Source organism: Shinella sumterensis (genome assembly GCF_004514425.2).
GTDB lineage: Bacteria > Pseudomonadota > Alphaproteobacteria > Rhizobiales > Rhizobiaceae > Shinella > Shinella sumterensis.
The window spans coordinates 17,596-41,158 of the sequence record NZ_MYFN02000016.1 but is presented as its reverse complement, the minus strand read 5'-3'; the positions used below and the strand labels follow the sequence as shown (position 1 = coordinate 41,158).

The 23,563-nt window shown below is 64.8% G+C and carries 25 protein-coding genes and 1 pseudogene; 14 read left to right on the top strand and 12 right to left on the bottom strand.

Annotation, left to right across the window (positions count from 1 at the left end):
* Positions 1-87: 87 nt before the first annotated feature.
* Positions 88-717, bottom strand: coding sequence for a PAS domain-containing protein (locus B5M41_RS22740; RefSeq protein ID WP_167719311.1), 630 nt, complete (start codon positions 715-717; stop codon positions 88-90).
* Between the two features lie 290 nt (positions 718-1,007).
* Between B5M41_RS22740 and B5M41_RS22735 the strand changes: the two genes are divergently transcribed.
* Positions 1,008-1,751, top strand: coding sequence for a rhomboid family intramembrane serine protease (locus tag B5M41_RS22735; RefSeq protein ID WP_134650751.1), 744 nt, complete (start codon positions 1,008-1,010; stop codon positions 1,749-1,751).
* 186 nt (positions 1,752-1,937) lie between these two features.
* On the top strand, positions 1,938-2,366 hold the full coding sequence (locus B5M41_RS22730) for a CBS domain-containing protein (RefSeq protein ID WP_134650750.1): 429 nt from the start codon (positions 1,938-1,940) through the stop codon (positions 2,364-2,366).
* Positions 2,367-2,475: 109 nt separating this feature from the next.
* Here B5M41_RS22730 and B5M41_RS22725 read toward each other — a convergent pair whose 3' ends face one another.
* From B5M41_RS22725 to folE, 3 genes are all read right to left on the bottom strand, one after another.
* Positions 2,476-3,441, bottom strand: a complete 966-nt coding sequence (locus B5M41_RS22725) for a patatin-like phospholipase family protein (RefSeq protein WP_134650749.1) — start codon at positions 3,439-3,441, stop codon at positions 2,476-2,478.
* Between the two features lie 349 nt (positions 3,442-3,790).
* Positions 3,791-4,243 (bottom strand): phosphoribosyl-AMP cyclohydrolase, encoded by a 453-nt coding sequence (hisI, locus tag B5M41_RS22720; protein WP_134650748.1) that lies wholly within the window; start codon positions 4,241-4,243, stop codon positions 3,791-3,793.
* Positions 4,244-4,279: 36 nt separating this feature from the next.
* The gene (folE, locus tag B5M41_RS22715) at positions 4,280-4,891 is read right to left on the bottom strand and encodes a GTP cyclohydrolase I FolE (RefSeq protein ID WP_134650747.1); all 612 of its coding nucleotides are present in this window, start codon (positions 4,889-4,891) and stop codon (positions 4,280-4,282) included.
* A 342-nt stretch (positions 4,892-5,233) separates the two neighbouring features.
* Between folE and B5M41_RS22710 the strand changes: the two genes are divergently transcribed.
* The 3 genes and pseudogenes from B5M41_RS22710 to B5M41_RS27220 all read left to right on the top strand — a co-directional run.
* A complete protein-coding gene (locus tag B5M41_RS22710) occupies positions 5,234-5,680 on the top strand; it encodes an iron-sulfur cluster assembly scaffold protein (RefSeq protein WP_134650746.1) in 447 nt (148 codons plus the stop codon).
* 6 nt (positions 5,681-5,686) lie between these two features.
* Entirely contained in the window at positions 5,687-6,061 is a 375-nt protein-coding gene (gene yidD, locus B5M41_RS22705) for a membrane protein insertion efficiency factor YidD (RefSeq protein WP_134650745.1), read from the top strand.
* Positions 6,062-6,148 (top strand): annotated as a pseudogene (locus B5M41_RS27220) (DUF1697 domain-containing protein); the annotation flags it as partial.
* Here B5M41_RS27220 and B5M41_RS22700 read toward each other — a convergent pair.
* Positions 6,145-6,591, bottom strand: coding sequence for a methyltransferase family protein (locus B5M41_RS22700; protein WP_134650744.1), 447 nt, complete (start codon positions 6,589-6,591; stop codon positions 6,145-6,147). The pseudogene B5M41_RS27220 and the gene B5M41_RS22700 sit on opposite strands and share 4 nt — an antisense overlap.
* A 48-nt stretch (positions 6,592-6,639) precedes the next feature.
* On the bottom strand, positions 6,640-7,488 hold the full coding sequence (locus tag B5M41_RS22695) for a pseudouridine synthase (protein ID WP_134650743.1): 849 nt from the start codon (positions 7,486-7,488) through the stop codon (positions 6,640-6,642).
* 101 nt (positions 7,489-7,589) lie between these two features.
* On the opposite strand from B5M41_RS22695, the gene prmB reads away from it, so the two are divergent.
* Both prmB and B5M41_RS22685 read left to right on the top strand, forming a co-directional pair.
* Positions 7,590-8,507, top strand: coding sequence for a 50S ribosomal protein L3 N(5)-glutamine methyltransferase (gene prmB / locus B5M41_RS22690; protein ID WP_134650742.1), 918 nt, complete (start codon positions 7,590-7,592; stop codon positions 8,505-8,507).
* A 71-nt stretch (positions 8,508-8,578) separates the two neighbouring features.
* Entirely contained in the window at positions 8,579-9,040 is a 462-nt protein-coding gene (locus tag B5M41_RS22685; RefSeq protein WP_134650741.1) for a hypothetical protein, read from the top strand.
* A 1,058-nt stretch (positions 9,041-10,098) separates the two neighbouring features.
* On the opposite strand, the gene B5M41_RS22680 is transcribed toward B5M41_RS22685, so the two are convergent.
* On the bottom strand, positions 10,099-10,761 hold the full coding sequence (locus tag B5M41_RS22680) for a GAD-like domain-containing protein (protein WP_134652206.1): 663 nt from the start codon (positions 10,759-10,761) through the stop codon (positions 10,099-10,101).
* Between the two features lie 167 nt (positions 10,762-10,928).
* Positions 10,929-11,372 (bottom strand): NUDIX domain-containing protein, encoded by a 444-nt coding sequence (locus B5M41_RS22675; protein ID WP_230640299.1) that lies wholly within the window; start codon positions 11,370-11,372, stop codon positions 10,929-10,931.
* 269 nt (positions 11,373-11,641) lie between these two features.
* On the opposite strand from B5M41_RS22675, the gene thrS reads away from it, so the two are divergent.
* Both thrS and B5M41_RS22665 read left to right on the top strand, forming a co-directional pair.
* A complete protein-coding gene (thrS, locus tag B5M41_RS22670) occupies positions 11,642-13,618 on the top strand; it encodes a threonine--tRNA ligase (RefSeq protein WP_134652202.1) in 1,977 nt (658 codons plus the stop codon).
* A gap of 149 nt (positions 13,619-13,767) precedes the next feature.
* A complete protein-coding gene (locus tag B5M41_RS22665) occupies positions 13,768-14,604 on the top strand; it encodes a lysophospholipid acyltransferase family protein (protein ID WP_134652200.1) in 837 nt (278 codons plus the stop codon).
* Here the strand turns inward: B5M41_RS22665 and B5M41_RS22660 are convergent, their stop codons facing one another.
* Positions 14,605-15,600, bottom strand: coding sequence for a hypothetical protein (locus B5M41_RS22660; RefSeq protein ID WP_370359439.1), 996 nt, complete (start codon positions 15,598-15,600; stop codon positions 14,605-14,607).
* A gap of 240 nt (positions 15,601-15,840) precedes the next feature.
* Between B5M41_RS22660 and B5M41_RS22655 the strand changes: the two genes are divergently transcribed.
* Positions 15,841-16,425, top strand: a complete 585-nt coding sequence (locus B5M41_RS22655) for a nitroreductase family protein (protein WP_134652198.1) — start codon at positions 15,841-15,843, stop codon at positions 16,423-16,425.
* 4 nt (positions 16,426-16,429) lie between these two features.
* Positions 16,430-17,038, top strand: coding sequence for a flavin reductase family protein (locus tag B5M41_RS22650; protein ID WP_134652208.1), 609 nt, complete (start codon positions 16,430-16,432; stop codon positions 17,036-17,038).
* A gap of 30 nt (positions 17,039-17,068) precedes the next feature.
* Here the strand turns inward: B5M41_RS22650 and B5M41_RS22645 are convergent, their stop codons facing one another.
* Positions 17,069-17,692, bottom strand: coding sequence for a hypothetical protein (locus B5M41_RS22645; protein WP_134652196.1), 624 nt, complete (start codon positions 17,690-17,692; stop codon positions 17,069-17,071).
* Positions 17,693-17,819: 127 nt separating this feature from the next.
* Here B5M41_RS22645 and B5M41_RS22640 point away from each other — a divergent pair, with 127 nt between their 5' ends.
* Positions 17,820-18,947 (top strand): DUF2336 domain-containing protein, encoded by a 1,128-nt coding sequence (locus B5M41_RS22640; RefSeq protein WP_134652194.1) that lies wholly within the window; start codon positions 17,820-17,822, stop codon positions 18,945-18,947.
* 33 nt (positions 18,948-18,980) lie between these two features.
* Here the strand turns inward: B5M41_RS22640 and B5M41_RS22635 are convergent, their stop codons facing one another.
* Positions 18,981-19,409 (bottom strand): hypothetical protein, encoded by a 429-nt coding sequence (locus B5M41_RS22635; protein ID WP_134652192.1) that lies wholly within the window; start codon positions 19,407-19,409, stop codon positions 18,981-18,983.
* A 69-nt stretch (positions 19,410-19,478) separates the two neighbouring features.
* Positions 19,479-21,533: a DNA topoisomerase IV subunit B gene (gene parE, locus B5M41_RS22630; RefSeq protein ID WP_134652190.1), complete on the bottom strand. Its 2,055-nt coding sequence runs from the start codon at positions 21,531-21,533 to the stop codon at positions 19,479-19,481.
* Positions 21,534-21,740: 207 nt separating this feature from the next.
* Between parE and B5M41_RS22625 the strand changes: the two genes are divergently transcribed.
* Both B5M41_RS22625 and tpiA read left to right on the top strand, forming a co-directional pair.
* Positions 21,741-22,625 carry an alpha/beta hydrolase gene (locus tag B5M41_RS22625; protein ID WP_134652188.1) on the top strand — a complete coding sequence of 295 codons (885 nt, stop codon included), beginning with the start codon at positions 21,741-21,743 and terminating at the stop codon, positions 22,623-22,625.
* Between the two features lie 97 nt (positions 22,626-22,722).
* Positions 22,723-23,493 (top strand): triose-phosphate isomerase, encoded by a 771-nt coding sequence (gene tpiA, locus B5M41_RS22620; RefSeq protein ID WP_134652186.1) that lies wholly within the window; start codon positions 22,723-22,725, stop codon positions 23,491-23,493.
* Positions 23,494-23,563: the final 70 nt, after the last annotated feature.

The window sequence follows — 23,563 nt, the reverse complement described above, 5'->3', positions numbered from 1 at the left end:
TTGCCGCAGCCCGGAAATCTCGTATCCGTCGAGTGTTTTGACAACTTATGGGGGTTGCCGGTTGCATTGACGGTAGAGCCTTGTCAGTCACTCCGTCTTGCGCCCGCCTTCGAAGATGCGCAGATGCATGACGCGGCTCATCGCCTGGCCGATCCCGGCCGGCCGCATCGTCATGATGGAGGTCGGCACGGGAATGGATGGCCGCGGGGCGGCCAGCGTATCCGTGCGGTCCGGGTCGATCACCGTCAGCGTATCGATCGTGGCGTAGCGGAAGGCCGAAAGCGGCTGGCGCTGGCCGGGCAGGGGTGCAAAGGCGCCGATGATCCGGTCGGCCGTCCGGCCCTGCGTGGCGAGCGGCAGCAGCGTGATCTCGGCCTGCGTGGTGTCCAGCGCACCGTCGACGAGCTGGATGAGCAGGATGGCGGGCGCGGTCTGGGCCATGACATTCTCGGCGATCCGTCCGACCCGTTCGTGCAGGTCCGGCGCAAACAGCCGGTCGAAGCCGGTGCCCTTCAGCTCGCGGGCGAATTGCGCGCAGATGCGCGTTCCGGCAAGCCGGAACAGCGGGGCCTGCGCCTCGGCGTGTTCCAGGATGAAGACGTCCGGCAGGATGCCGGCGATGTCGGCCGGCTCGATTGCGCTGCGCAGGGGCAAGGCCTGCCGGCCGCGCTGGCGCGTCCAGTAATCGTAAAGTGTCGTCGCGGCCCTGGTCTGCATGCACGTCATCCAATCACTTCTGTCCTGTTCCGGAACGGATTCCGGGGCTGACGGGGCGTCTGAGGTGAGAGGAGCGAGTTTCGTGCCACCGCGCGATTAAGGTTAACAAACGGTTTCGATTGCGCGGCCGGCCCGCTTCGGGAAAAGTCGGGGCATCCCTTCACGAGGGGTGGTTAAGTGCACATCTTTCAAGCTCCGGGGATTGGGGGCGCGGGCCGTCGGCGAAAGCTGCACGGCCTTTCTTTTATCTATATAAGCGCGATTCCTTTTGTATGAGTTGGTGGTTCGCAATGCGTGACGACGGCGTGGAAATGCATGATGAGGAGAACGGCGTGCGCAGGCGCGAGCCCGCCTTCAATCTTCCCGGAAGTCTCGTCTTCGTGCTCGGCCTGCTGACGCTCGTCCATGCCGTGCGAACCTATGTGCTGTCGGTGCCCGCCGACGAGAGCGTGCTCCTGCGCTTCGCCTTCATACCCGCACGCTATGCCGTGCCGCTTGCCGATCAGGACCTGAGCTGGCTGTGGAGCCCGATCACCTATTCGCTGCTGCACGGCAGTTGGGAGCATCTGCTGTTCAACGGCTTCTGGATGGTCGCCTTCGGCGCGCCGGTGGTGCGGCGCATTGGCGTCACGCGCTTCTTCCTGTTCTGGTGCCTATCCGCCATCGCGGCGGTCGCCTTCCACACGGCGCTGCACTGGGGCGAGATGATCCTCGTCGTCGGCGCCTCCGGCGTCGTCTCCGGCCTGATGGGCGCTGCGGCGCGCTTCGTGTTCTCGCCGAGCGGCCGCATCAGCCGGCAGTTCGCCCATCTCAACCGGCGGCTTTCGATCCCCGAGGCGCTGTCGAACCGTTCGGTGCTGGTCTTCTCGGGCATCTGGTTCCTCACGAACTTTCTCGTCGGCGTCGGCCAGGTCTTCGGCTCGGTCGGCGGCGGCGGGGCCATCGCCTGGGAGGCCCATATCGGCGGCTTCCTCTTCGGGTTCCTGTTCTTCCCGATCTTCGACCGGCTGGACAGCGAAGCCCGGCGGGATTGACGCAATCCACAAGCAGTCTTGCAATCGCCGTTTTCGTGGCGCACCATAAGGCAGTTCCGGTTCGCACATGCAGACCGGAAGGGACCGGCACACGCACGGAGGAAGCGACGCCTGTCTCACCATACTGGCAGGGCATTCCTGCAAGGGTGCCCCGCCTCTCTGTCATGACGCACACGGGAGGTACGCATGTATGTAAAGTCGATACTGGACGAGAAGGGCCGCAACGTCGTGACCGGCGGCCCACAGCTTACCGTCAGGCAGGCTGCCGTCTATCTTCATGAAAATCACATCGGCGCCATCGTCATCGTGGATCGCAACGACCGCATCTCCGGCATTCTGACCGAGCGCGACATCGTTGCCGCCGTGGCCCGCAACGGTGCGGAATGCCTGGAAAAGCCGATTTCCTCCATCATGTGGGGCAATGTCCATCGCTGCGGCGAGGCGCAATCCGTCGAAGACATCATGGAAATGATGAGCAAGCTGCGCGCACGCCATATTCCCGTGGAGAAAGACGGGCGGCTGGTCGGCATCATCTCCATCGGCGACGTGGTGAAAGCCCATATCCGCGCGATCAAGCACGAGGCCGAGGCGATCAAGGCCTATATCGCGAGCTGACCGAATCGCGACCGGCCCGGTGAAACGGTTTCGGGCGGAACGATCCTAGCCGTTCCGCCCGCCTTTAGTCATGTAGCTTCCTGCAGGCTTTCCCTGATATCGCCGCGCCTCAGCGCACGGCTCGCACCGCTTCCTGCATGCGCTGGATTTCGGCGATGCGCGCCTTGGCTTCCTGATAGCCGCGGTCGATGGCTTCGCCGGCGCGGTGGAACTCCGAAAGGCCGATATCGGCGAGCTTTGGATGCAGCGCCAGATCCGGCGGGTCGCCGGCAAGGCGCGCGCGGGAAATGCGGTCCTGGATGATGTTGAACGACTGCACCATCACGCCGGTCAGGCCGAGCCGCGCAGCACTGTCTTCCTGCCTGTGCTCGTCGATCTTCTGCTGGCTGGCGCTGTGCTTGATCACCGCCGAGCGGCCGTAGAGGTCGTAGTTGAGATTGACCGCGACGACGAGCGGCTCTTCATAGGCGCGGCAGACCGAGACAGGCACCGGATTGACGAGGGCGCCATCGACCAGCGTGCGGTTGTTGCATTTGATCGGTTCGAAAATGCCGGGCAGGGCGTAGGACGCGCGCAACGCCGTGATCAGCGAGCCGCCGTTGATCCACACTTCATGGCCGCTGTTGACTTCCGTCGCCACCGCTACGAAGGGGCGGTCGAGGTCTTCGATCGCGAGGTCTTCGAGATGCTCCTGCATGCGCTTTGTCAGCCGCATGCCGCCGAACAGGCCAGAGCCGCGAATGGTGAAATCCAGGAGGCTGGCGATGCGGCGCATGGTGAGCGAGCGTGCGAAACTTTCAAGCTCATCGAGCTTGCCGGCCAAGTAGCAGCCGCCGACGAGGGCGCCGATCGAGGTGCCGGCGATCATGCCGACTTCGATGCCCTCTTCCTCCAGTGCCCTGAGGACGCCGATATGGGCCCAGCCGCGGGCAGCGCCGCCGCCGAGTGCGAGTGCGATCTTGGACTTGCGGGGCGGGGCGGGTGCAGGCATGGGCGGGAGCGAGTCGAGGGTAGGGTCGCCGGGATTGGATGCGTCCGATGGCATCAGGCTGCGGTTGAAACTCCAGTTCAGCATTCCGGACCTCCATTCCCCAAAGGAACTCTCGGTGACGCGACCGGTTCCGCCGCTTCAACACCTGCGAATACAGGATATAGGGCAGGATAAGGGCGATGCGTATCGCGGGGAACTTTCAACGTGAAAAAAAGATGCGGATGCGCGATTTTCCGGGGGCTTGCCTGTGCCTGCAGGGACGCTGTCATCCACGGGGTGGCGCTGGAGACCGGTCTTGATGCAGGAGTGCGTTGCGCTTCCATCTCGTGATCCGCATGGCGGGGGTAAAAGCCGCCATGCGAGCCATTAGGCAATTCGAACGGTTTCCAATTGGTGAAAACGTCTCGAATCTGGACGAAAATCGCGCAGATGCTTAATTTTTGCTGTAGACGGCAGCCGGATCGAACTGCGGCTCGCCGCCGGTGATTGTGAGCACCGCGCCGTCGGGTCCGTTCGAGACCGTGCGGTAGAAGCAGGAGCGGCGGCCGGTGTGGCAGGTCGCGTCATGGCCGGCCACGGACACTTTCAGCCAGACGGCATCCTGATCGCAATCCGTGCGCAGTTCCACCACCGTCTGGAGATTGCCCGAGGTCTCGCCCTTCTTCCAGAGCGCGTTGCGCGAGCGGCTCCAGTAGTGCGCGATGCCGGTCTCGATGGTCAGCGCCAGCGACTGGGCGTTCATGTGCGCCACCATCAGCAGCTCGCCGTCCTTCGCATCCGTCACGACGGCGGTCACAAGCCCGCTTTCGTCGAAACGCGGGGTGAACGCGGTTCCGGTCTCGAGTTCGGCCTTGTCTTTCGAAGGGGCGTCGAAGGTGATCGGCATGGCGGCGGCTCCGTCTTCCGAAGCCGGCCGTTTCGCCTAGCTTCGTATCATGGTCATGAACCGGACCTGTTCGGTCGGCTCGGTCTTGAAGGCACCGGTAAAGGTGGTGGTCAGCGTTGTCGAGCCCTGTTTCTGGATGCCCCGCATCGCCATGCACATATGCTCGGCCTCGATCATCACGGCCACGCCGCGCGGATTGAGCGTCTCGTCGATCGACTTGGCGATCTGCGCCGTCATGGTTTCCTGCGTCTGCAGGCGGCGGCCGTAGATTTCCACCACGCGGGCGATCTTGGACAGGCCGAGCACCCGGCCGTTCGGCAGATAGGCGACATGCGCCTTGCCGATGATCGGCACCATATGGTGTTCGCAATGCGAGAAGAACGGGATATCGCGCACCAGCACCATGTCGTCGTAGCCGGCGACTTCCTCGAAGGTGCGGCCCAGCACGTCCTCGGCGGCGAGGTCGTATCCGGAGAACAGCTCACGGTATGCCTTGGCCACGCGCTTGGGCGTGTCCAGCAGGCCTTCGCGTTCCGGGTCGTCACCGGCCCAGCGAAGCAGGACGCGAACGGCATCCTCCGCTTCTTTCTGGGAGGGGCGATCCGTCTGGTCTTCGGGGCGCGGAAAATTCGTTACGATGGCGTCCATGGTCGTGGAGACCTTTCTGCAGGTTATCTGACGTGTATTCGGACTCGCCACTGGCCATTCGCCTAACCCTGCAGGCTTGGGTTCCGTTGGCGGGCTCCGGGGCTTTCAGGTCTCGCTTAACAGTGCGCTGACCGTCCGGCACGGTTTCCCAAACAACAGGTGGTGTCCGCTTTCCGCCATTTCGCTTCTTGCAAAACACGCACCCCAATACGAGCTATCATATAGTATGGATCACTGGTCGCGAAAGAGGCAGGAGGCGACACGTCGTGCTTTTTTCCCGACCCGATCGGAATAATATCCCCGGATCATTGAAGATTTCGCAAAAAGTGCGAAAAGCAGGTCATGATGGACGATATCTATAACAGCCGCATTCTCGAATTTGCCGGCAACATTCCGCGGATCGGCACGCTTGACGACGCGGATGCCGAGGCAGGCGCCCATTCCAAGCTCTGCGGCTCCCGCGTGAAGGTCTATATCAAGCTCGACGGCGACCGGGTCAGCGATTTCGCGCACGAGGTGAAGGCCTGCGCGCTGGGGCAGGCGTCGTCCTCCATCATGGCGCGCCACGTGATCGGCGCCACCGTCGAGGACATTCGCCGGGCGCGCGAGGACATGCTGGCCATGCTGAAGGCCGACGGCGAGGGCCCGGGCGGACGTTTCGAGGAAATGCGCTTCCTCAAGCCCGTCAAGGACTACAAGGCGCGCCACGCCTCCACCATGCTGACCTTCGATGCGGTGGTGGATGCCATCGGCCAGATCGAGGCGAAGCGGCTCGAAAAAGCCGGGTGAAGCGCGATGTGCGACGGTCCGGACTGCCGGCATGCCGCGCCGGCTTCGGCTTCGGCTTCTAAGGGCCGCAACTGGTCGGGACCGTTCCGCAAGACACCGGGCCGGCTTCTCGGCATGGGCCTCATCCGCCTCTACCAGCTCACGCTGTCCGGCTTCATCGGCAATTCCTGCCGGCATCTGCCGACCTGCTCGGAATACGGCTATGAGGCGGTCGCACGCCACGGCCTGTGGCGGGGCGGCTTCATGACGCTGTTTCGCGTCGCGCGCTGCGGCCCGGGCGGCACGCATGGTTTCGATCCCGTGCCCGAGGCGCTGGAGCGCCGGTTTTCCTGGTGGGCGCCGTGGCGGCTGTGGCGCGTGTCGCGCGCCGGCAGGGGCTGAGCCGTGACGACCCGCAAGCTCGGCATCGGCACGCTGCGCAATGCCAACACCGTCAACGGTCTCGCCAGGATGCTCGGCGGATCCTAGAGCCATCGGCGTACCCGTTCACGGTAGGCCGCGTAGGGCTCGCGGAGATCCCGTTCCAGCACCTTTTCCTCGACCCGGACCTGCAACCACACGGCCAGCACCACGGCCGCGGCCAGCGCGAGTTGGACGATATCCGGCCGGGCGACGACGAAACCCGTAAACAGCGCGACCTGACCGACGAAGACCGGATTGCGCGACCGGCGGAACGGCCCGGTATCGACGATGGCGCCGGATTGGCCTTCCGCCGAGCCGATGCGCCAGGAGGCGCCCACATAGTGCTGGGCATGGGCTGCAAACAGCGCGCCGAGGCCGGCGATGGCAAGCCCCGCGACCCGCAGCGTGGCCGGACAGCGGGGAGAGGGCGGGCATGCGGAACTCCATGATGATCGTCCTTCGAAGATAATTCCTCCAGTGACTAGAGGATCAAGCCCCTTTCCGATCATTATGCCACGGACCTTTCCGGCGGGGATGTCGCCGACCGCTCACCTATTCTATCGGCGGCGGGTGAGGCTGCGCAGGTTGCGCACTTCCGTCTCGCTCAGCGGGCGTACCGCGCCCTTTTCGAGATCGCCGAGCGGCAGGTTGCCGATGGCGACGCGCACGAGGCGCAGGCATTCCACGCCGAGCGCTTCGAGCATGCGGCGGATATGGCGGTTGCGGCCCTCGTCGAGCTCGATTTCGAGCCAGGCGTTCTTTTCGCCCGCCCGCAGCTGCCGCACCCGGCGCGCCTTCAGGACGTCGCCGTCATGGATGACGCCGCGCGCCATCGTCTCGAGCAAGGGAGCGTCGGCCTGGCGGTCGATCTGGACGTGGTAGGTCTTGGCCACATGGGTCCCGGGATCGAGCAGCGCGTTGGCGAACTGCGTGTCGTTGGTGAAGAGCAGCAGGCCCTCGCTTGCCTTGTCTAGCCGGCCGACGGGCGAAAGATGGGCGTGCTCGACGCCCGCGAGGCAATCATAGACCGTCGGGCGGCCCTCCGGGTCGTGGCGGGTGGTGACGAGGCCGCGCGGCTTGTTGAGCATGAGATAGACCGGCGCCTCGGCGACCACCGGCCGGCCATCGACGGCGAGCGCGGTTTCGGCAAGGTCGATCCACGTCTCGGGATCGGTGACGACGCGGCCGGCGACCGTGACGCGGCCCTCCGCGATCAGCGCTTCCGCCTGGCTGCGCGAGCAGAAGCCGAGCTTGGAGAGCGCACGGGGCAGGGTGACGCGCTTGCCATCCGGTGCCGCTTTCGGCTTTGCGGGCAGGCGCGGCTTGGCGACGACGGGCGCACGCGCTACCGCGCCTGCCTTGCGGGAGGGAGCCGGTTTCTGCCTGTTGCGCGTATCCTTCGCCATGCTGTCGCGGAAAGCCTCTATGGTTATGATTGACCGCTCCGCCCTTGCCATTCTAAAGCCGGGTCAGTCCAGAGAATACTATAGCGCACACGAGGCCACCGTTGACACAGCAAGACATCACAACCGAACTCGTGACGCTGCGCGACTACTGGCGCTATGCGATCTCGCGCTTCAACGCCGCCGATCTCAGCTACGGCCACGGCACGACGACGGCGAGCGACGACGCGGCCTATCTGCTGCTCGACACGCTGGAACTGCCGATCGATGCGCTCGATCCCTTCCTCGATGCCCGCCTGCTGCCCGACGAGCGCCGGCTGCTCGCCGAGCGCATCGAGACGCGGGTGACGACGCGCAAGCCCTCGTCCTACATTACCGGGCGCGCCTATATCCAGGGCGTGCGCTTCCATGTCGACGAGCGGGTGATCGTGCCGCGCTCGCATATCGGCGAGATCCTGTTTGCCGAATATCTCGGCGAGAACGGCTCGGCCTTCCTGCCCGATCCGATGACGGTGACGAGCGCCGTCGACATCTGCACGGGCTCGGGCTGCCTGGCGGTGCTGGCGGCAAAGTTCTTCCCGCATGCCGCGGTCGATGCCGTCGACCTCTCGGCCGATGCGCTGGAGGTGGCGAAGATCAATCTCGACGAACACGATGTCGAGGAACAGGTGACGCTGTTCCAGGGCGACCTCTTCGAACCGCTGGAAGGCCGCACCTACGACCTCATCATCACCAATCCGCCCTATGTCGACCACGAGGCGCTCTCGGGCTATCCGCCGGAATTCCGCGCCGAGCCGGAAATGGCCCATGACGGCGGCGTGGACGGGCTCGATCTGGTGCGCCGCATCCTTGCCGACGCGCCCGCCTATCTCAACCCCGAGGGCGGCATGATCTGCGAGATCGGCTCGGGCCGGGAAATCCTGGAAGAGGAATTCCCGCATCTCGATTTCGTCTGGCTGGAAACGGCCGAGTCGCAGGACGCCGTGTTCTGGATTTCCGCCGAGGCGCTCGGCGTCTCCTGAGCGCTGCGCGTCTCCTGAGCGTTATACGTCTCCTGAGCCTTCGCCCGGCCGCGCCGGGCACGCCGGCCATTGTGCCGGCCCGGCTCGCGGGCGCGCGGCAGGCCTTCGGGTGGCGGAAAGGCGAGGGGGTCGCCTGCGCCGTCCGCCGCCGTATCGCCGTCCTCTTCGCCGGGGACCAGCCCCCAGGCCTCCCGGATTATGCGGTCGACGTCCATGACGCCGTCGATCAGGCGCCGGATATCCGCGCCGGTGACGATGCAGGGCGGAAGTATGGCGCTGTCGGGCAATGCGTCCGCTTCACCACCCGGGCGAGGGCAGCCGGCGCAGCGCCGCGCCCGCCGGCAGCGCGGCAGGCGGCAGGTGCGGAAGAAGCCGGCCTCGGTCGCCCCGAACTGATGGATGACCAGCCGGTGGTCATCGTCGCCATCGGGCGGTGCGGTGGTGCTGTGCCTGTCTGGTGCCATCGCTCTCTCCTGGGGTCTCTGGCGGATTGCGCGCAGCCGGAACGGCCCGCAGGTTTCCCATCGGGTTGAAAATGTTGGGACCGGAGAACCGCGCGAAAGCGTTGCCTCTGGAAAGGGTGTGTGTGGTGGCTTCGCTTTCGCGCGGCCCAGGCGTTCTTCGGAGGCGGTCTTGTCCTCCTTCAGGCATGGCAGGGCTTCGCTGCGCATTCTGGCTGGCCCATGCGCCTTGTCCGGAAACCGCGTTCCGCACTTTCCGGGGGCATGGGCTGCCATCCTGCCTGCATGGCGGACCCAAACCGACCCCGCGACCCGGGGAAGGGGGAAGCCCCGCACGGCGAAGGGCGTCACCCCCTCGTCGCTCCAAACCTCTCTCGCCCCCGCCGCACGTTACGGCAGACAACGAAAGCGCCTCCTCCCGCCCGCATCGACACGTTACGCGATCCGTCCGGCGGCGGAAGGACGTTCAGGATAGGCGATGTGCGGAAGGCGGGGATGATTTGCGCGTGAAAAGGGCGGCTTGGACTGGAATGATTGGGTTTTTTCGGTGACGGCGTCCCCGTGTTTCACGGGTGGTTGCGGTCGTCATTATATCAACCGCCACCACACCTGCCGTTGCCACACCGACAGCCGCGGCACTCACCGGGCTACACCCACGGTCGCCGCACGCGCCGGGCTACACCCACAACCGCCGTACTCGCCAGGCCACACCCACCGACGTCATCCTCGGGCTTGACCCGAGGATCTGCCGGCCTTCTCCAAACCATTGACGGAAATGACGTATTGCGTGGTCAAATCCTCGGGTCGAGCCCGAGGATGACGGAGGAGAGGGCAGATAAGGATGACGAAGGAGAGGGCACGGCTGTGGTCTGGGCCTATGGAGGTGAGCGGTGGATTTATTCTTCTTTCGCCCATGCTGCGGATTTCGGCAGAACAAGAACGCGCCTCCTCGGTCGGCATCGACACGTTATGCGATCCGTTCGGCGGGGGGAAGATATTCAGGACACGGCAGGCTTTAGAGGCGAAGAAAAGAAGTGGGACAGTTTTTGGCTAAGTCGGCTCGGTTTCGTTGGAATCTTGCAGCCTGAATGAATGACGGCTATTGGCCCAATGCGGTTATTGGGTCGAGTTCATGAACCAATCACCCGCACCGGCCGAGGCGGGAAAGCGGCGTTGTCCATCAACTGCATCTCATGCGCCTGCGCCAGGATCGCCATATGCGGCAACGCGTCGTAGATCGTCAGGTTTTCCAGCACTCTGTTGCCGCCAAGTGCCAGAATCGGTTTGAAACCATAGATCTGCCCGACGCCCAGCTTTCCCAGCTTGGCAGATGCCGGCTTGAAAAGCTTTTTGACCTTTGCATCATATTCATCGAGGGTCGGATCGTCGATCATCATCAATTGGCTGGTGACGGCCATATCGGGATCGAAGGTCTTGCCGCTCACAAGAGAAGGGCACGACACCTGGCCGTTCACGAGGTTGATGGCGACGTCCTGATACACTTCATTCCATGCGACGATCGTTCCAAACGCACCGAAGCCGAGGGCATGTGTCTGTTCGGGTCTGATCTCGTTATCGCCATCGAAAACAACCTGCATGATCGAAGCATATCGAGCGGGATCGCAAAACTGAAAATATCCATCCAATACGATCCCGGTGCCGTACTGCGCCCAGAACTCGATCACGGCGTCCGGGACTTGACCTCTATGGCGCTCTATATCGACCGCTTCTCCACCCTTGGGAACGCCGAAGTCTTCCACGATCGAAGCAAGTCTGACCTGGTATTCGTTCATATGGCGCTTCCATCACTGCTTTCAGAGAGCAGCAATGAATCAGAACGACCGTGATTTGGGAACCCTGAGAGTCAACACTTCCCAGAGCATGCCGCCATCGCCGAATGACCGGTGTTGGCGCCTCTGAGCCACTACGACTGCTTCGCCTCACATCACTTGCAGAGCAGTCATGTTGCCTTGGAGAACAGAAGTTCCATCGGATAGGGAACGGCAAGTCTCGGCATCTCGTTCAAGGGCGTGTATTTGAGGCTAACGGTTTCGGGATCAGAGAAACCACCTGGCTCGCCCTTGGTCAGACATCTGAACAGCACGACAAAATACTCGACCTGATCCCCGTTTGGATACACGTATCGAAAATCCTTGCCGCCAAATACCCCCAAGACTTCCGCTTCGATGACCGTCAGCCCGGTCTCTTCCAAGACTTCGCGAGCCACTGCCTGTTGTGGCGTCTCACCCAACTCGATTGCACCGGCAGGAAGGCTCCAGCCTTCGCCTTGGCCCTTGCGCTGGAGAAGCAACCGCCCTTCGGCGTCGGAAATGACCGCTGCAACGCTTGGCAGCATAATGAGGTCGCGACCGATCTTTGCGCGGAGGGACTGAATATAGTTCAAAGGGCTGATCATCCAATAATGGAGTTGCTGCAGCTACGCATACCCTAAAGCTGCGCGGAGCTGCAATGGCCGCTGTTGGCGCGACGCCGCCGTTGAGCGGACGGGGCACCATAATCAATGAATACTTGGGCCCGAGATCGATCATAGGGCCTACCCCTTCCAATCCCCCCAAAATCCCCGTATACCGCGCGACGCACGCGCCGGGGCATCCGGCCTCTTCCCTTCGCATACCACCCGCATTCGTTGGCGGGACTGGATAGGAGAATTTCATGTCTGCACCTGTTTCCCTGACATTTCCCGATGGCTCCGTTCGCGAATATCCCGCGGGCTCGACGGGGCGTGATGTGGCGGAGGCGATTTCCAAGTCGCTGGCCAAGAAGGCGGTTGCCATTGCGCTCGACGGCGAGTTGCGCGATCTCTCCGATCCCGTTTCGAACGGGCGGATCGAGATCGTCACGCGCGAGGACGACCGCGCGCTGGAGCTGATCCGTCACGATGCCGCCCACGTCATGGCCGAGGCCGTGCAGGAGCTGTGGCCCGGCACGCAGGTGACCATCGGCCCGGTCATCGACAACGGCTTCTATTACGACTTCGCCAAGAACGAGCCCTTCACGCCGGACGATCTGCCCAAGATCGAAAAGCGCATGAAGGAGATCATCCAGCGTAACAAGCCGTTCACGCGGGAAATCTGGTCGCGCGACAAGGCGCGCCAGGTGTTTGCCGACAAGGGCGAGGCCTACAAGGTCGAGCTGGTCGATGCGATCCCGGCGGGGCAGGACCTCAAGATCTATTACCAGGGCGACTGGTTCGACCTGTGTCGCGGCCCGCACATGGCCTCGACCGGCCAGATCGGCACGGCCTTCAAGCTGATGAAGGTGGCCGGCGCCTATTGGCGCGGCGACAGTAACAACCCGATGCTGACGCGCATCTACGGCACCGCCTGGCGCACGCAGGAGGAGCTCGACACCTATCTCAACATCCTCGCCGAGGCCGAGAAGCGCGACCACCGTCGCCTCGGCCGCGAAATGGACCTGTTCCATTTCCAGGAGGAAGGGCCGGGCGTCGTGTTCTGGCACGGCAAGGGCTGGCGCATGTTCCAGACGCTCGTCGCCTATATGCGTCGTCGCTTGGCCGGCACCTATGAAGAGGTGAACGCGCCGCAGGTGCTCGACAAGTCGCTGTGGGAAACCTCCGGCCACTGGGGCTGGTATCGCGACAACATGTTCAAGGTGACCGTCGCCGGCGACGAGACCGACGACGAGCGCGTCTTCGCGCTGAAGCCGATGAACTGCCCGGGTCATGTGCAGATCTTCAAGCATGGCTTGAAGTCCTATCGCGAACTGCCTGTTCGCCTTGCGGAATTCGGCAACGTGCATCGCTATGAGCCCTCGGGCGCGCTGCACGGGCTGATGCGCGTGCGCGGCTTCACGCAGGACGATGCGCATGTCTTCTGCACCGACGAGCAGATGGCGGCGGAATGCCTGCGCATCAACGACCTCATCCTTTCGGTCTACAAGGATTTCGGCTTCGACGAGGTGGTCGTGAAGCTTTCGACCCGTCCGGAAAAGCGCGTCGGTTCCGACGAACTGTGGGACCGGGCCGAAAGCGTCATGATGGATGTCTTGAAGCAGATCGAGGCGCAGTCCGGCGGGCGCATCAAGACCGGCATCCTGCCGGGCGAGGGCGCGTTCTACGGGCCGAAGTTCGAATATACGCTGAAGGACGCCATCGGCCGCGAATGGCAGTGCGGCACGACGCAGGTCGACTTCAACCTGCCGGAACGCTTCGGCGCCTTCTATATCGACCAGAATTCCGACAAGAAGCAGCCGGTGATGATCCACCGCGCCATCTGCGGCTCGATGGAACGCTTCCTCGGCATCCTGATCGAGAACTTCGCCGGCCACATGCCGCTGTGGATCGCCCCGCAGCAGGTGGTGGTCGCCACCATCACCTCGGAGGCCGACGACTATGGCCGCGAGGTGGCCGAGAAGCTGCGCGAGGCGGGGCTGACGGTCGAGACCGACTTCCGCAACGAGAAGATCAACTACAAGGTCCGTGAGCATTCGGTGACCAAGGTTCCCGTTATCGTCGTGTGCGGCAAGCGCGAGGCGGAGGAGCGCACGGTCAACATCCGCCGTCTCGGCTCGCAGAACCAGACGTCGATGACGCTCGACGAGGCGATCGCATCGCTTGCCGACGAGGCGATGCCGCCGGACCTCAAGCGCAAGCGCGACCGGGTCGCGTAAGCGCCCTGCCATCTGTCTGAAAACCTTCATGATCCCGTGCTAACAGTGCGGGATCATTTTTTTGTACCCACCCTCGTCATCCTCGTCCTCGGCTCAAGGCCGAGGACGAGGATGACGGAGGAGAGGTTGGGGATTATTGAGCAATGCCCGTGCGGTTCAGGCAGCTGTCCTATGCCAACGAGAACGATCCGCGGCTCAAGCGGTGGTTCATCCGCTCCATGGAGGGGCTCGCCGGGCGGGACCGCTATGCGCGGCTCTACGATATCTGGCGCACCTCCATCGTCGGCACCAGCGCGCGCGTCTTCGGCGACATGCTCGACCTCATCGACGTGCGGCTCGCCGTGCGCGGCGCCTGGCCGCCGGCCGACCTGCCAGAGGGGCCGCTGGTCATCGTCGCCAACCATCCCTTCGGCATCGGCGACGGCATCGCGGTGCTGGCGCTCGCCGAACAGCTCGGCCGTCCCTTCCGCGTGATGATCCACAACGATCTGCTCAAGGTGCCGGAAATGCAGCCCTATGCGCTGCCGGTCTCCTTCGAGGAGACGAAGGCGGCGCTGGCGCTCAACATGGCGACGCGCGCCGAAGCGGTGCGGCTTCTGAAGGCCGGCACCACTATCGTGGTGTTTCCGGCGGGCGGGGTGGCGACGGCGAAGAACGTGTTCGGCCGCGCGCAGGACCTGCCGTGGAAGATGTTTCCTGCCAAGCTGGTGCAGGCGGCCGGGGCGCATGTCATTCCGGTCTATTTCGAGGGGCAGAACGGGCCGCTCTTCCATCTCGCCAGCAAGGTGTCGCTGACGCTGAGATTGTCGCTGCTGATCCGTGAATTCCGCAGGCTCTCGGGTTCGACCATCACGGCGCGCATCGGGGCGACCATCCCGTGGGCAGCCCTTGCGGCCAGTGACCGCAAGGGCATCATGGCGCGGCTGTACGATGCCGTCTTCGCCATGGCGCCGGCGCGCCGTTCGTTACGCAAGCGGGCGGGCTGATCAGTCGACGACGTCCTGGGCGGCGGCCTTCTGGTCGTTTGCGTTCTCGTCGAGCAGCACCTCGACATCGGTGTTGACGCCGGCCTGCACGTTGAAATCGCGCTGGTAGATGTGGTTCTTGTTGCGGGCGACGGCGATGTAGCTGCCTTCCGCCAGAACGAGCGTCGGGAAGGCGCCGACGCTTTCGGAGACCGTGTCGCCCGAGGACGTGAGGATCGACCAGGCCGTGTCGGCGATCGCCTCGCCGCCGGGCTCGGAGACGAGCTTCAGCGTCAGCTTGGCGGCGCGGTGCTGGATGGTGGCGCGCGTCAGCTTGCCGGCCTCCACCTGGATATCGGCGCGGATGACCGCGTTGACCGTGCCGTAATCGGAAACGACGTGGTAGGTGCCGGCATTGAGCCGCACGACCGAGTTCGGCTTCACATCGGCGACGACGAGGTTGCGCTCGCCATCCTCGCGGACCTCGGACGAATAGACGGAAAAGCTCAGCTCCTTCGGCGGAATGCGCACGTCCGAGCCGGAGACGGCGTTCAGCATGATGCCGCCGGCATCGAGCACCATCACCTGCTTGTCGACCTTGCCCTGATCGGGAACGACAAGCTTCTTGGTCACGCCGGCGCGGCCGAAGGCGACGTTGACGAAATATTCGCCGGGCACGAGCTGGAAGGCCGCCGTGCCGCCCTCGGAGGTCGCGACCAGCGGCAGCTTGCCATCGGCCGCCGGGATGGGCGAGAACACGCGCCAGGTCAGGCCGTCGCGCATCGGCTGGCCGTCCTTGGTCAGCAGCGCCTCGCAGGTCACGTCACGCAGGTTGTTCGGCGTCGCTTCGCCCGTCACGATCGGGTTGAAGGAGGTGAGCTTGCCACCCTTCACGGCGGGCTTGCTGACCTGCGAAAAGCTCTCGACCGTGTCCTGCGCGAAAACCGGCGCAAGGGAGGAGGCAAGGCTCGCCAGGGCGAGACTTACGACGGCGACAGGATGGAGAGGCATGCGCATGGACCGGTTGACTTCCTGACTGTAAGGCTCCACTTGAGAGCCGGCACAGGGACTGTTGTGAATGCTTGATGACGGGCTGCAAATGGCGATTTCCGCGCTTCCGGTGCGGGCGGACTTGCGTACGCTGCGCTCCGATGCTCGGCATCCCCGTCTTCGCCGGACCCTGACGCATTTCCAAACAGTCCCGAATGGCATTTTCAAGGCCGCTTTCGCGCGCCAAGGTATTGGAACTCGCTCCCGATGAAAACCGAAATCAAGCTGATCGACTACCTTTCGACCCGCCGGTCCATTCCCGCCTTCCAGATGGGCGAGCCCGGCCCCTCCAGAGAGGAGGTCGAGGCGATGCTGACGCTTGCTTCGCGCGTGCCCGATCACGGCAAGCTCGCGCCGTGGCGTTTCATCGTCTACCGGGGCGCGGAGCGCAAGCGCATCAGCGAGGCGCTGGCCAAGATCGCGATGGCGGACAAGCCCGATCTCTCCGAAGAAATGGTGAAGGTGGAGAACACGCGGCTGACCCGCGCGCCCGTCGTGGTCGCCGTCATCAGCCGCGCCGCGCCGCATTTCAAGGTTCCGGAATGGGAGCAGGTGATGTCGGCCGGTGCGGTCTGCCTCAACCTCGTGATGGCGGCGAATGCCCATGGCTATGCCTCCAACTGGCTGACCGAATGGTATGCCTTCGACGCCCGGGCCTATCCGATCCTCGGCGTCAACGAAGGCGAGAAGGTCGCCGGTTTCATCCATATCGGCACGCCGACCGTGCCGCCGACGGAACGGCCGCGCCCCGCGCTTTCGGACATCGTGACATGGGTGGGCGACGATGCCTGACGCCCTGTTCTACGAGACGGCGCAGAACGCGCACGGGCTGCGGCACGATCCCTTCAAGGCGATCGTCGCGCCGCGCCCGATCGGCTGGATCGGCACCAAGGCGGCGGACGGACGGCGGAACCTTTCGCCCTATTCGTTCTTCAATGCGGTGGCCGACCGGCCGAAGCTGGTGATGTTCTCCTCCAGCGGCCACAAGGACAGCGTGACGAATATCGAGGAGACGGGTGTCTTCACCTGCTCGCTCGCCGGCCAGCACCTCGCCAAGGAGATGAATGCGAGTTCGGTCGCCGTGCCGCGCGGGGTCGACGAGTTCGAGATCGCGGGGCTGACGCCGGTCGGCGGGCGCCTCGTCGATGCGCCCTATGTGGGTGAGGCCTATGCGGCGCTCGAATGCCGCACGACCCAGATCCTGCGGCCGCTCGATCTCGACGGGCGCGAGACGGACAACTGGGTCGTGTTCGGCCAGGTGGTCGGCATCCATATCAGCCCGGACATCCTGCGCGACGGCATGATCGACATGGCGGTGGCGCGGCCGCTCGGGCGCATGGGCTACCTGGATTACACCGACGGCGGCACGGGCGTTTTCACCATGGCTCGCCCCAGGGCGGACTAACGTGGCGTCAGCCGCGGGACTGACGTTGCGTCATCCGCGGGGATAGGTCGCTTCGATGATGGCGGCCTGCGCGGCGTCCGTTGCGATTCGGCCGTAAAACCCTTCGTCGCGCGAGGTTTCGCAGCCGCGCTGAAAGCTGTTGCCGTCGAGATCGCAGGCGCAGTCATAGGCGGGGATGCCGGCGGCGGCTGCGGCGAGCAGCACGGCCGAGCGGGCGGCCGCGAAGGCGACGGTCCATGTGCCGTCCTGCGCGCGTGGCGCGGCCGTCGCGAGCGCGTTTTCCAGCGCCAAACGATTCCAGACCAGCGCGGCGAGCCGTGGGGACTTTCCGGCGAACCCCTCGGGTGCGCCGGGCGCGGGCAGGATTCCGTCCGTCAGCGCGAGGATGCGCGTTTCGCCGTCCGCGCAGCCGGCCTGCGCCTCGGCGACCGAAAGCAGGGTGGCGAGGCGCTGGATGTCGGCGCCCTTGCGGCAGCCGGCAAGCCCGATCACCGGCGTTCCGGCGGCGACGATGGCCTGGAGTTCGTCCACGGTCGATTCGTCGTCCACGACGGGGCAGGCATGCCCGCTCGTCGCGGGCGGGGCCTCACGGCGGCCCATCGGAGCGCGTTCGGCGGGGGGCATAAGGAAGAGGGCGCGGGGCAGCATCGTCATGCTTCTTCTTAAGAGGGCGGACGGCGATCTGGCAATGACCGGCGCGTTAACGGATATGGTGAACCAATCTTAAACACTTTGCCGATAGGGTCCTTTCACTAGAAGTCGCAGGCGTTTGGGGCGTCCATTGATCGTTCATGCATTCCTCCGTTGGATCGAGACCGCGCGGGCAGCCGACAGGGCGAAGGCGGCCAGCGTTCTGGCGCGGGCCTATGCGAAGGCGCGCATCGCGCCCGACGACCGCCGCGCCGCCGAGATGGCGATGATCTTCCTGCTCGACGATCCCGCGCCCAAGGTGCGGCTGGCGCTGGCCGAGGCACTTGCCTCCTGCGCGGACGCGCCGCGCGCGGTCATTCTGCCGCTGGCCGAAGACCAGCCCGAGATCGCCGCCCATATCATCCTGTGTTCGTGCCTGCTGACGGATGCCGACCTGGTCGATCTCGCCGCCAAGGGCAGCGACGTGACGCGCATGCTGATTGCCAACCGCAGCCATGTCTCGCGGGTGGTGTCCGCTGCCCTTGCGGAAGTGGGGGATGTGGAGGACGTGCTGGCGCTGCTGGAAAACGAGGGTGCGATGCTGTCGCGCCGCAGCCTGGCGCGCATTGCCGAGCGACTGGGCCATGACGCGGATATCCGCGCGCTGCTGCTCGACCGCGAGGACCTGCCGAGCGATGCCCGCCATGCGCTGGTGGAGAAGGTCGGCACGGCGCTGGCAGGCTTCGGCCTCATCCAGGCGGCGGTGGGCACAGGCCGGGTCGAGCGCATCACGCGTGAAGCCTGCGACGTCGCGACGATCGGCATGGTGGCGGACGTTGCCCCCACGGAGATGCCGACGCTGGTCGAGCATCTTCGCGTGACGGGCCGCCTGACGCCGGTCTTCCTGATGCATGCGCTCTGCACGGGCCGCGCGGAATTCTTCGTCGCCGCCATCGCGAACCTTTCGGGGCAGGAGGAGCGGCGGGTTCGCTCCATCCTGTCGGACGGGCGCGAGGCGGCCGTGCGGGCGCTCTACGAAACGACCGGGCTCGGCGTCGATATCAGCGCGCTCTTTGCCGAGGCGACGATGCTCTGGCGGCGCGAGGCCAAGGGCGGGGACGGGCTGCATTCCGTTTCGGAAATGCTTCTGGCGCGCAGCCGCGCCATGGGCAATGCCGCCTGCCAGGCGATGCTCGAACTGGTCGAGCGCCTTGCCATTGCCGAACAGCGCCAGACCGCGCGCAGCTACGCGCTGATCGCCACGCGCGAGGCGGCGTGAAGGGAAGGCGCCTGGCCGTCCGTCGTTCGGTGATCAGTCGGCGAAGCGCTTGGCGACCCAGGAATAGCCGTCCTCGGCATAGCGGATCGGCGTGGTGACGGCGGCCTTCAGCGACTGCCGGTCCGGAATGGCTTTCTTCAGGAAACCCAGCGTGCGCGCCGCAAGGCCCTGACGGGCCTCGACCGTTTCCGCCGGCAATGGCAGCGGGGTCTGGGCGGTCGTGTCGGCGGGCGCGGGATCGGGCGTCGGCGTGACCTCCGCCGTCATGCGGTCGCTTGCGGTTTCGCAGACCGCCACGATGACAGGATAATTCTTGTCCTGATGGCGGTTGATATAGGTTTCCGCCTGCGCATCGCACAGCGCGACCGTCTGCCAGGAGCGGTCGACCGTATCGATATAGTGGCACTGGGTCGCGCTGTCGTCGCAGCCCATGAGCGTCATGACGATGAGCGCAGCTTTCATGGCCGTTTCTCCGGGATCGATGCCGCCGGTTAGAGGCCGGCAATGGCGCGAAAGTAAGGCATTCCTTCCTCAGATATCGAGGTTGTCGGCAAAGACCGCACGCTCCTGGATGAAGCGGAAACGCGCCTCCGGCTTCGTGCCCATCAGGTCGTCCACGGCGGTGCGGGTGCCCTCGAAATCGACGTCGTCGATGGCGACCTTGAGGAGCGTGCGCTTCTTCGGATCCATCGTCGTTTCCTTGAGCTGCGCCGGCAGCATTTCGCCCAGACCCTTGAAGCGGCCGATCTCGACCTTGCCGCGCCCGTTGAATTCGGTGCGCATCAGCTCCTCGCGGTGCGCATCGTCGCGGGCATAGAGCGTCTTGCCGCCCTGGGTCAGGCGGTAGAGCGGCGGGACGGCGAGATAGAGGTGACCGCCACGGATCAGATCCGGCATCTCCTGATAGAAGAAGGTGATGAGCAGCGAGGCGATATGCGCGCCGTCGACATCGGCATCGGTCATGACGATGACGCGGTCGTAGCGCAGGTCCTCGTCGCGGTATTTCGAGCGCGTGCCGCAGCCGAGCGCCTGCACCAGATCGGAAATCTGCTGGTTGGCGCCGAGCTTCTCGCGGCCGGCGCTTGCGACGTTGAGGATTTTTCCGCGCAGCGGCAGGATGGCCTGGTTGGCGCGGTTTCGCGCCTGCTTGGCCGAGCCGCCGGCCGAATCGCCCTCGACGATGAAGAGTTCCGCACCCTCGGCGGAATTCTGCGAGCAGTCGGCGAGCTTGCCGGGCAGGCGCAGCTTGCGCACGGCCGTCTTGCGCGAGACTTCCTTTTCCTTGCGGCGGCGCATGCGCTCTTCGGCGCGCTCGATGACCCAGTCGAGCAGCTTGGCGGCTTCGGCGGGGTTGTCGGCAAGGTAGTGGTCGAAGGGGTCGCGCAGCGCGTTCTCGACGATGCGCTGGGCCTCGACGGTGGCGAGCTTGTCCTTGGTCTGGCCGACGAATTCCGGCTCGCGGATGAAGACGGAGAGCATGCCGACCGCCGAGATCATCACGTCGTCGGTGGTGATGTCCCTGGCGCGCTTGTTCTGCGTCAGCTCGGCATAGTTCTTCAGGCCCTTGGTGAGCGCGATGCGCAGGCCCGCCTCATGCGTGCCGCCATCGGCGGTCGGGATGGTGTTGCAATAGGAGTGGATGAGCGAATCGCCGCCGTACCAGGTGACGGCCCATTCCAGCGAGCCGTGGCCGCCCGACTTCTCGCTCTTGCCGGCGAAGATTTCGCGCGTGACGGTGTAGTCCTTGCCGAGCGTGGCCTGCAGATAGTCCTTCAGGCCGCCGGGGAAGTGGAACACCGCCTTTTCCGGCGTCTCGGATCCCTCGGGCAGAAGGGCCGGATCGCAGCTCCAGCGGATTTCGACGCCGCCGAAGAGATAGGCCTTGGAGCGCGCCATGCGGAAGACGCGGCCGGGATCGAAGCGCGCATGCGCGCCGAAAATCTCCGGATCCGGATGGAAGCGGACCTTCGTGCCGCGCCGGTTGTGCACGTCGCCGAGCTCTTCCAGCCCGCCGACGGGTTTGCCGCGCGAAAAGCGCTGGCGATAGAGCTTCTTGTTGCGGGCGACCTCGACCTCGAGATGATCCGACAGCGCATTGACGACGGACACGCCGACGCCGTGCAGGCCGCCCGATGTCTCGTAGGCCTTGCCGTCGAACTTGCCGCCGGCATGCAGCACGGTGAGGATGACCTCCAGCGTTGATTTTCCCGGCATCTGCGGGTGGTTCTCGACCGGGATGCCGCGGCCGTTGTCGGTGACGGTCAAAAAGCCTTCGGCGTCGAGATTGACCTCGATGAAGTTGGCGTGGCCGGCGACCGCTTCGTCCATCGAGTTGTCGATGACTTCGGCGAAGAGGTGGTGCAGCGCCTTCTCGTCCGTGCCTCCGATATACATGCCGGGACGCATGCGCACGGGCTCCAGCCCTTCCAGCACGCGGATCGCCGAGGCGTCGTAATCGCCGCCGGCAGCCGGCGGGGCCGGGACCGGTGCGGTGGCGCGCGGCACGGGCTTTTCCTCCCGCGCCACGGGTTCGGGGGCGGGCTGGGATTGCAGGCTGGCGAAAAGGTCGTTGCTGTCGTCTTGCATGGGCCGTTCAGAGTTTGTTCCGTCTGCCGCTTTCAGCCGTCGCTCCCTGCGGAGCGCGGCGTGGCGGAATGAGGTGGGCGGCGAATCACTTGCGACTCTGCCAGATTCTGCGGGTTTTCGCGAACGCCGGCTGCACCGCCGCGCCACGAGGATTGCTTTGCATCCGGGTGAATGGCAAGTATCGCCACCCCAAGGGAGTGCGTGTTCATGGCTCAGTCCACAGTTGATTGCCTTCGCCGGTTCGTTCTGGCCGCCGTTTTCACCGGCCTGGCCGCCCATCAGGCGTCGGCACTCACGCTCAAGCCGTGGAAGGACGAGCTGTTCGCCTATGGCACCGTGGTCGAGACGGCCGATGACGGAGCGCTGCGCGTCGTCGACTACGAGGAGATGCGCGACATCAACGGGCGCGACCAGGTGCCCGAGCGGCGCGTGAAATCCGCCTATGTCTCGACGGCGGTGAAGAAGGCGACGCAGGCGCTCACGGTGGACACGCCGGCCGGCAAGCTCGACGTCGCCATGACCGGCAAGGGCGAGGGGGCGGCCTTCACCGTGATCTTCATCCACGGCCGCGGCGGCGACCGGCGCCTCGGCAACAACGACTGGACCTTCGGCGGCAATTTCAACCGCCTGAAGAACCTCGCGGTGCAGAACGGCGGCGTCTATTACGCACCGAGCGTGCCGTCGTTCGACGATGCGGGCGCTGCGCGCATTTCCGGCCTGATCCTGCGGGCCAAGGCGCTCTCGCCCGATGCGCCCGTCATTCTTGCCTGTGCGTCAATGGGCAGTTTCATCTGCGCGCGCGTGGTGCGCGACGCCACGGCGGTGAAAAGCCTGTCCGGCATGGTGCTGATGGGCGGGGCGGCGGATGGAGACTATGCCAAGACGCCGGCCTTCAAGGCCAAGCTGCCGGTCTATTTCACGCATGGCGACAGCGACAAGGTCTATGCGGCCAACGACCAGATCGCGGTGTTCCGCAAGCTGCGCAAGGCCGGCATTCCCACCCGCTTCGTGCTGTTCCAGACCGGCGGCCACGGCACGCCGGTGCGCATGACCGACTGGCGCGAGACGCTGAATTTCCTGCTGGCGCGCTGAAGCGGATAGGGGGCGAAGACTTTCGCCATGCCTTTCCTTGGCCGCGCCGATTTGCTACGCCCCATGCGACCCGAGAATTCAAGGACAGGGAGGCCTCATGACACCGGATGTAACACCGCTCGTCGCCGGGAACTGGAAGATGAACGGCACGCGCGCATCGCTCGACCAGATCAAGGCGATGGCCGAAGGCGTGAAGGGGCCGCTTTCCGAAAAGGTGGAGGCGCTGATCTGCCCGCCGGCGACCCTTCTCTACGTGGCGACGGCGCTTTGCGACGACAGCCCGCTCCTGATCGGCGCGCAGGACTGCCATGAAAAGGCCTCCGGCGCGCATACCGGCGACATTTCCGCCGAGATGATCGCCGACTGCTTCGGCACCCATGTGATCGTCGGCCATTCCGAGCGCCGCACCGACCACAAGGAAAGCGACGCGCTGGTGCGCACCAAGGCGGAAATCGCCCATGAAAACGACCTCGTCGCCATCGTCTGCATCGGCGAGACGGGCGAGGAGCGCAAGGCGGGCAAGACGCTGGGCGTGCTGAAAAGCCAGCTTGCGGCCTCGGTGCCGGATGGCGCGACGGCGCAGAACACCGTCATCGCCTATGAACCGGTCTGGGCGATCGGCACGGGGCTGACACCGACGGCCACGGACGTGGAAGAGGCGCATGCCTTCATGCGCGCGGAACTTTCGGCGCGCTTTGCCGGCGAGGGCGCGAAGATGCGCATTCTCTACGGCGGTTCCGTCAAGCCGGGCAATGCGAAGGAATTGATGGGCGTCGCCAATGTCGACGGTGCGCTGATCGGCGGGGCGAGCTTGAAATCCGACGATTTCCTCGCCATCTACCGGGCCTATGAAGCGCTGACGGCGTAAGCCCTTTTGCAGCCTCTTCCGTCTGCCTGCAAAAGGGCAGGCGGATTGATCGCTGGGGCTTGGAATGGCG